Annotated in this window: 3 protein-coding genes and 3 pseudogenes; 2 read left to right on the top strand and 4 right to left on the bottom strand. The window is 46.0% G+C overall.

The features are described 5' to 3' along the window. The coding region (locus ABF87_RS15140) for a hypothetical protein (protein WP_240143674.1) at window positions 1–189 on the bottom strand (189 nt) is incomplete at its 3' end. Window positions 190–546: 357 nt separating this feature from the next. Continuing rightward, window positions 547–867: pseudogene (locus tag ABF87_RS12740) on the bottom strand (transposase); the annotation flags it as partial. An 83-nt stretch (window positions 868–950) separates the two neighbouring features. Here ABF87_RS12740 and ABF87_RS12745 point away from each other — a divergent pair. Then, window positions 951–1,100, top strand: coding sequence for a transposase (locus ABF87_RS12745; RefSeq protein ID WP_240143675.1), 150 nt, complete (start codon window positions 951–953; stop codon window positions 1,098–1,100). Between the two features lie 88 nt (window positions 1,101–1,188). Here the strand turns inward: ABF87_RS12745 and ABF87_RS12750 are convergent, their stop codons facing one another. Further along, window positions 1,189–1,638, bottom strand: coding sequence for a hypothetical protein (locus ABF87_RS12750; protein WP_160829501.1), 450 nt, complete (start codon window positions 1,636–1,638; stop codon window positions 1,189–1,191). Between the two features lie 255 nt (window positions 1,639–1,893). Further along, window positions 1,894–2,275 (bottom strand): annotated as a pseudogene (locus ABF87_RS12755) (integrase core domain-containing protein); the annotation flags it as partial. Between the two features lie 106 nt (window positions 2,276–2,381). Between ABF87_RS12755 and ABF87_RS15145 the strand changes: the two are divergent. After that, window positions 2,382–2,647 (top strand): annotated as a pseudogene (locus ABF87_RS15145) (IS3 family transposase); the annotation flags it as partial. Between the last annotated feature and the right edge of the window lie 22 nt (window positions 2,648–2,669).

Genomic DNA, 2,669 nt, shown 5'->3' on the forward strand with positions numbered 1-2,669 from the left:
GACCTGACAGGAGAACTCTACTGTCAGGACAATGGACGAGCTTCCATCGATCCGGTATTGTTTTTTCGGATGCAATTGATCAGTTATCTGTTTGGGATTGAGTCTGACCGTCAGCTTTGCCGTGATATTCACTTGAATTTGGCATACCGCTGGTTTTGTCGACTCTCCCTTGACTTGCCTGTACCGCATCACTCCTCATTAACCCGTATACGGGACAGGATGGGAGAATCCAGATACCGACAAATATTTAAACTGATATTGCTGCAATGGCAAAAACAAGGTCGATTCACCGGCAAGCAAATTGTTGCTGATGCGACGCTCGTGAAAGCTAACGCCTCCATGGATTCCTTGGTGAAGCGCGAGGATGCTGATCCTGATGCCAGAGTTTTAAAGCAATATGAGAAGCGGTATCATGACTTTCAGCATGGAAAACGCAAACGCCGGGTAGCCAATCAGACCCATGTTAGTGCCTCAGACCCGGATGCCACAATGGTTTATCGTAAAGGTACTGAGGGTGGCCTTAAGTACAAAGTTTACTATAGCGCTGATTAACAGCTCCGCCACGGTTTCTTTGAGTAATCGGGTCTCACTACACAAGTTCCTGACTTCATCGGACGTCGCTTCGCGAGCAGTATCCCCGACCAAGCGCTTCTTCCCGGCTTCCAAAAATTCCTTGGACCAGCGGTAATAAATATTGGTATGAATGCCTTCCCGGCGGCATAGCTCTGCAATACTGTCTTCACCACGAAGACCTTCCAGCACGATCCGAATCTTTTCCTCTACTAAGTATTGGCGCCGCGTTGCTCTGCGTATATCGCCTACGATTTTCTCGACACTACGGTTTTGTTGATTTTTCTCTGTCATCATCGTTCCTTTTTTAGAGTTACGATGAACCAAAACACACTCTTACGCAATCACTTCATTTTGTCCAACTGGCGCTGACGGGATACATGATGATACAGCAGGTGTTAGCCCAACCGCATTGGCAAGGCAAAATGACATTACGCGACTACGCTGCGCTGACTCCACTGATGTGGGAGCATATTAATCCGTATGGGCGATTTGATCTTGATATGCATACTCGTCTCGACTTGCCGTAGTCAAAATGGCGGCTGGTGGCACAACTGCTTGTTTTACCCCTACATCTTCTGTTCAAATCTTGCTTTGGCAGAACTGAGCCAAAGTCGATTATGGCTGATAACAAGCACCGCTGGGATCATGATAAATCTGAATCAAATCACCACCAGCTCCGCCCCAGGCATTACCATCCGCAAAAATGAGACATCCTTCATCCTTGAACAGCGCTTGTAATCTCCGAGCGTCGTTACCAAAATAGAATGGAATCCATCTCTTACCGGACTCATAAGTATGCGAACGATCGGGTGCACGATTCATGATGTCCTGAACTTCTTTCATTTGCATACCAATCTTAAGCCCGGAAAATTTACTTCCAGCTCGAGCCTCGCCAATGACTTCTCCATCAAAAGAGCCATCTTGCGATTTAACTATTTTGGGGCTATTGACTGTGCCGGTTTGATCAGATGTACGTTGTTGCGGCATCTGAGAAGAGGTGTTTGCACAAGCTGAAAGAAAGAAAACCACGATTAATAAAAGGGGGTAGAGTTTGGTAATATGCAAGGGAGTCTCCTGGTTTGCGAGCAAAAGAAGTTTGATATGATATTGTGTTAGTTTAGTAAATATTTCATTAAGTTACTCGGTTCAGTTTAATATAGCAAGCCCTATAAAATCAAGGATAATTCGTGGGTAGAGTGCTATATCGATGGAATTTGAAGGGGACAAAACGGCTGAAAAAGCATTGGACTAAGTAATGCCTATCAGCTGCTTGGCTTATAGGGGTAAAACAAGCAGTTGTGTCACCAACCGCCACCTAGATTATGACAAGTCGATACGAGCATCCATATCGAGATCAAACCGTCCATAAGTCGAGGCTTTCTCGACTTGTGAAAGCGGGTTAAAATTTATCGCGATTTGATCATTCTCTTTCAGTTTCCTTTCAAAATTGTTCGGTGATAAGTATCCTAGCCCAGAATGCCTGCGAGTGGGGTTGTACCAGGACTCGATCCAGGTGAATACGGCCAGCCTTGCTTCAGTCTTGTTTTTCCAGGAACGCCTGTCGATCAGCTCACATTCCAGGGAAGCAAAAAAACTCTCAGCCATTGCATTGTCATAGGCATCGCCCACACTGCCCATCGAAGGACGCACGCCCATTTCCGTGCCGCTTGCCGAACTCGACACTGGTGTATTGACTACCCCTGATGCCCCTTCTAAATGTCAAGCGGCAATTTGGGTACTATTGCTAAGATTGTTGCGTTTTTTCAGAATGTAATAAACTTCTCGCGCAATATAGCGTTTAAGGCACTGCGATGCTTTCAGATATGAAAGCAATGGCAGAGGAAAACAAGCGGTTAAAGCGGATGTATGCGGAAAGCCAGATGCAAAATGAGCTGTTGAAGGAAGCACTCGGAAAAAAGTGGTAAAGGCCTCACAGCGCAAGGTGATGGCACAGTGGGCAGTACAGGATAAGTCCGTTAGTATCGTTTTGGCGTGTGCAACATTTCACATTTCTGAGAGCTGCTATCGTTATCGACCAATGAGCAACGATGAGAACGAGGAAATTGCCAATTGGTACTCCGTTTGACGGCTTGCCA

Source organism: Nitrosomonas sp. JL21 (genome assembly GCF_009833095.1).
Lineage (GTDB): Bacteria > Pseudomonadota > Gammaproteobacteria > Burkholderiales > Nitrosomonadaceae > Nitrosomonas.